This window comes from Marinobacter fuscus, assembly GCF_003007675.1.
Classification (GTDB): domain Bacteria; phylum Pseudomonadota; class Gammaproteobacteria; order Pseudomonadales; family Oleiphilaceae; genus Marinobacter; species Marinobacter fuscus.
In genome coordinates this window covers 1-4,463 of record NZ_PXNP01000075.1, presented here as the reverse complement: position 1 = coordinate 4,463, position 4,463 = coordinate 1, and the positions used below count along the sequence as shown (strand labels likewise).

The window sequence follows — 4,463 nt, the reverse complement described above, 5'->3', positions numbered from 1 at the left end:
CCCGCCTTATTCACGAGGGCGCTGATTGAGCGGTCTGAAGGTACTGGCTGTTGGCATTGCTTATCAGGATTCGCATCTTCAGCGCGAGTGGCTGTTGAGTAATGCCAGAACGCAGCCCTTTTCCTACTTACTTATAGCTCTTTGGAATCAATTGCGACCGTCCAAGCAGCCGTGATCGCCGACCGCCGCTCCGGTCGCTCGCTTTCTGATGCTGTGGTGGTCTCGCAGGAGCGTCAGCTCAGTGCGGTCAGCTTCGGCAGCCCCTTCAGCAGCGTCGGCCACCACTTGTCGGCGGCGGCCCCCAGATGAACGGTGATTCGCCGAGCGTGCAGCCTCAGCGTGGCGGCGACCTTCAGCACCTGCTCGCGCATCCGGCTGAGGCTCCAGCCTTGCCGGGTCTGCCGCTCCAGCAGGCAGCGCAGGCCATGCAGGACCTGGTAGGCGTAGAGACTCAGTAGCAGACTCACTTCGTTGCGGGCCATCACCTCTTGAACGGTGGAAGCGCCGCGGTCGGTCGAGGAGAGATGCACGTCGAGTGCTGATTTCACCTCGCCCATGTGCGCCTCGGCGCTGCCGCGCTTGCGATAGAGTGCTAGGACCTTCTCTGGCGGCCAGTCGAACTTGCTGAGGTTGGTGACCAGGAAGAAGGCATGCAGCAGCAGGTCATCGGGGCGTTCCTGCACCACCAGCACTACGCGCCGCGGTGCCGACCAGGAGCCGGCTTGGTACTCCAGATCGTGGCACCACTCGCGAGGCTGCTCGGGTGGCCGGCCGGGTGGCCGCTTCAGGAGCGGTGCTGCCAGCTTCTGTAGACCGGTGTGACTGCGCAACCGGCCCAGGTATTCGATCTCCCGATCCTCCAGGGCCTCCAGCGTCGCGTTATCGGTAAAACCGGCGTCGATGCGCACACGAACCTGTGCCCCGGTGCTCTCGTTGAGTCGTCGTACCAGATGCGGGATCCAGGTGTCGGCGTTCTCTGCCGGGCCGGCGTTGCCCTCGCGCAGCAGGCCGCCCACCATGTCGCCGGTCTCCGCCAACGATGCGACCAGCGGCGAGTAGATGCGGGCCCCGTAAAGGCCATGATAGGCCGACCCGCCCTGATGGCCATGCACCTCGATCGGCAGGCCATCGATGTCCAGCGTCAGCTGTTTGGGACGTTCACCGTTCTGCAGCGAGGTCAGGCGCCAGACCACCAGCCGCAACAGGCCTTCGTGCACGGCATCGATATTGTCGTTACGACCGAGGCAGCTCAGCAGCCGCGACAGCGTGGCTTGAGACGGCCGGTCCTGGACCAGGGGTGTCATGCCGCGTGCATCGCTGCAGGCCAACTGCCAAAGCGGGTCACGGCGCAGCGTGTCGGTATCGCTGAGATCGATCCAGCCCATCGCACGCTGCAGCACCAAGGTACGCAACTGGCTGGCCAGCGAATGACGGATGCGCAGCGGGTGGCGTCGATCGACCAGATTGTCTTCCAGCGCCTCGATCACGCCGCTGTTGTCGAGGGCTTCACGCAGCAGCAGGGCGCCGCTGTCGCTGGTGGTGCGCTGGCCGCTCAGCTCAACACGGACAGAGCCGTTGCATGAGGGCGTCCAGGTGGATAGGCTTTCACCCATGGCGAGTGGTCCTCTTGAATCGTGTTCTGGCAGGAACATCCTGATTCTACAAGAGAAAACCTCTCGCCATCTTCGTTTTCAGGTCGGCCTCATGAATAAGCCGGGCTCAAAGGATTCTTCAGCATCTGCCATGAGTGGGACTGCACCCAGAAAGAGATGATGCAGTTGCTCGGCGGTGTGTCCCGGAGCACGCTGGCCAAGTATGAGACGTTGCCACACGTAACGCTCTCGCAGGATACCCTGGAGCGCATCAGCTACATCCTGGGCATCTACGAATCCCTGAGGGTCATGTATTCAACGGCCGAACGCGCCAATCGTCGGGTTCGACTGGAAACCAGTGAGCCTCCCTTCCTTGGAGCGTCAGCCCTAGACTTTATGGCGCAAGGCTCCATGAAGCACCTCATGGAAACTCGACGCTACTTTGATGCAAAGCGGGCGGGGTAACCAGCCCCCGTCGACCAAGATTTTGGGCGGTCAGTTTGGTCACTTTTTTGTTTGAGTGGTAGGAAATACGGAGCCAGCTCGAGAGGCCTTCCATGCTAAGGATCACCCGGATCGACCTGAACCCCTTTTTCACCTTGCCGCACCGCACCAGCGGCTCTGCCGGTGTGCCTCTGCATAATCGCCTGCCGTTTTATCGAGCCTATGCCACCGGCCTTCCGAGTCATGTGAAGAGTCTTGTGCTGACCTCTGATCTCCAGGGGCGAGAAGCCGGCAGTCAGAATCGGCTGCTCGGCGTGCCTGTGGCTGAGGCACTTTCGGCATTGTCTCGGGAAGGTGTCATTCCGGCTCCCGACGCGGTGTTTCTTTGCGGCGACCTGTACGACTATCCCGACTGCCACAAAAGGGGCGGTACTGGAACGGTAGATGAGGTGTTCCAGGCGTTTTCTGAGGTCACGCCCGAAGTTGTCGGCGTCCTGGGGAACCACGACCAGATGGATCATCCCGAAGCGCTTCCAGATAACACCACCCTTCTGGATGGCGGGGTGGTTAGGGTTTTGGGCAACCTGAACGTCGGTGGCGTCAGCGGTATCGTGGGCAATCCGAATCGGAATCAACGAAGAACCGAAGACGATTTCCTGACCGCACTGGAGTCGGTGACCGATCAAGTCCCGGATATCCTGCTACTCCATCAAGGCCCAACCGACCCGGAACGGGCGGCTCGTCGGGGTGACCCCGGTGTCGCATTGTCACTTGAAACCGGCTTTCAAGGACTCACCGTGTTCGGCCATACTCGATGGGACTGGCCCTGGCTCATTTCACTCGGAGTGGGTCAGGCGTTGAATGTTGATGGGCGGGTCGTGGTGGTTCTGCCAGACATTGACGGTGAGTGAACGATTAGGCGCGGGAGATCCCATTCGATGAGCATGCGACTGACTCCACACCGCTTTATTGCGGCCAATCCGGTCGGGGTGGACTGGGTTTGTGGTGACCTGCATGGCGAGTTCGACGCCCTGCAAGCCGCGTTATCGCAAGCTGGATTCAACAAAGCGGCTGATCGTCTGTTTCTGCTGGGAGACACCATTGATCGTGGCCCAGAATCCCAGGCTTTCCTGGAGTGGGTTCTGGACACCGACTGGGTATACAGCGTGATAGGTAACCATGAGCTGATGTTTATCGCCGGCGCTGAGGATAACCGCAACCGATACAAGCATCGGGGGATGGGCGGTGACTGGGCCGCGAGCCTGGATGAAACCTCTTACAAAAATCTGGCAACCCAGTGTCGCTACCAGCTGCCGCTCACCATGACGCTGGAGTGCGAGAACGGACAGCTCGGGCTGGTGCATGCCCAAAGCCCGTTCGACGACTGGCGCACCGTTCAGGAGTGTTCTTTCTCAGAGCGTTTTGCCATTGAGTGCACCTGGCCCTGGAACCGGGCCCAGGGAAAAGATCAAACCATTACGGGTATCTCGGCCGTGGTGTCGGGCCACATCGGAACCGCCGAGGTCATTCAGAGGGGAAATCAGGTTTGGATCGATATTCTGGCGAAAACGGGTCAGGTGCCATTGATGCCAGCTCATCGTGTGCTGGAAAGAGTGGCGCAAGTACAGCGAGGTGGTTAATTTTTACGACAGTATCCGTGTGCGAGGTTTGCGGCGCAGTTATCCAGCACGCCAAAGCACAATGCCGTCCCTGACAATGTTTTGGAGTAGCCCTGGGTTGGAGTAGCCCTCCGGGTTGGCCCATTCACGCTCCCAGACCGGCAAGGCCTGAATCAACACGCCGGTATCCAAAAGCACCTCAAACGCCAGACCCGCCATCTCCGGCTTGGTGTCCACAAAATCCCCAGGCTGTCCGGCCAAAACAACGGCGACATCAGCATCGCTTTCGTCGTGATAGTCGCCACGGGCTCGGCTACCAAACAGGATCAGCTGAACCGCATCGAACCGGCCAGCCAGTTTTTCGCCAAAAACCAGTACCGCCTCCCGAATATCCACTTGGTCACCCATAACAACCTGTTCCAGGCCAACCGGCGCAGCCTGATCCCACTCTAGGAGCGTCTCTGGTATGGGCGCGTCGGGGTCACACTGTGCCACCAGGTCACTCAAGCTGTACGATTTCTTATCCTTCATGGCCTTACCTTCGATGGCCTCTGCGCCCCCAGATCACCGCGGCTTGCAGCACTCCGGTTTCTGGATTGGAGAATCTGTCTAGGAGTCTGCGCGGCAGAAGTGTTTTGAGCAAGTGCCTCCGCCGCGCCGAATCACGGTTGTGCCCGAGAGTATATGCGCAGTATCCAACCGGATAGAGTCACGATTTTCTATTCAGGCAATCAAGACGGTTATAGACAAGTTCACAACCGTAGCCCGACCACTCAGCACGGCCCGGCACGCCGCCTCAGGTCGCCTA

General features: G+C 59.9%; 4 protein-coding genes and 1 pseudogene. 3 read left to right on the top strand and 2 right to left on the bottom strand.

What is annotated here, in order from left to right; genetic code table 11:
- Positions 1–233: 233 nt before the first annotated feature.
- Positions 234–1,652 carry an IS1380-like element ISPsp9 family transposase gene (locus C7H09_RS09555; protein ID WP_076611315.1) on the bottom strand — a complete coding sequence of 473 codons (1,419 nt, stop codon included), beginning with the start codon at positions 1,650–1,652 and terminating at the stop codon, positions 234–236.
- Between the two features lie 78 nt (positions 1,653–1,730).
- Here C7H09_RS09555 and C7H09_RS09550 point away from each other — a divergent pair.
- The 3 genes and pseudogenes from C7H09_RS09550 to C7H09_RS09540 all read left to right on the top strand — a co-directional run.
- A pseudogene (locus C7H09_RS09550) lies at positions 1,731–2,057 on the top strand (antitoxin Xre-like helix-turn-helix domain-containing protein); the annotation flags it as partial.
- 92 nt (positions 2,058–2,149) lie between these two features.
- Positions 2,150–2,947 carry a metallophosphoesterase family protein gene (locus C7H09_RS09545; protein WP_106762297.1) on the top strand — a complete coding sequence of 266 codons (798 nt, stop codon included), beginning with the start codon at positions 2,150–2,152 and terminating at the stop codon, positions 2,945–2,947.
- Positions 2,948–2,974: 27 nt separating this feature from the next.
- Positions 2,975–3,676 (top strand): metallophosphoesterase, encoded by a 702-nt coding sequence (locus C7H09_RS09540; protein ID WP_106762296.1) that lies wholly within the window; start codon positions 2,975–2,977, stop codon positions 3,674–3,676.
- Positions 3,677–3,715: 39 nt separating this feature from the next.
- On the opposite strand, the gene C7H09_RS09535 is transcribed toward C7H09_RS09540, so the two are convergent.
- Positions 3,716–4,186 carry a nucleotidyltransferase domain-containing protein gene (locus tag C7H09_RS09535; protein WP_106762295.1) on the bottom strand — a complete coding sequence of 157 codons (471 nt, stop codon included), beginning with the start codon at positions 4,184–4,186 and terminating at the stop codon, positions 3,716–3,718.
- Positions 4,187–4,463: the final 277 nt, after the last annotated feature.

What these genes read in the sequence shown, in the direction of transcription:
- C7H09_RS09555 (WP_076611315.1), bottom strand. Translation starts at nt 1,652, where the DNA reads ATGTTCCTGCCAGAACACGATTCAAGAGGACCACTCGCCATGGGTGAA.
- C7H09_RS09545 (WP_106762297.1), top strand. Translation starts at nt 2,150, where the DNA reads ATGCTAAGGATCACCCGGATCGACCTGAACCCCTTTTTCACCTTGCCG.
- C7H09_RS09540 (WP_106762296.1), top strand. Translation starts at nt 2,975, where the DNA reads ATGAGCATGCGACTGACTCCACACCGCTTTATTGCGGCCAATCCGGTC.
- C7H09_RS09535 (WP_106762295.1), bottom strand. Translation starts at nt 4,186, where the DNA reads ATGAAGGATAAGAAATCGTACAGCTTGAGTGACCTGGTGGCACAGTGT.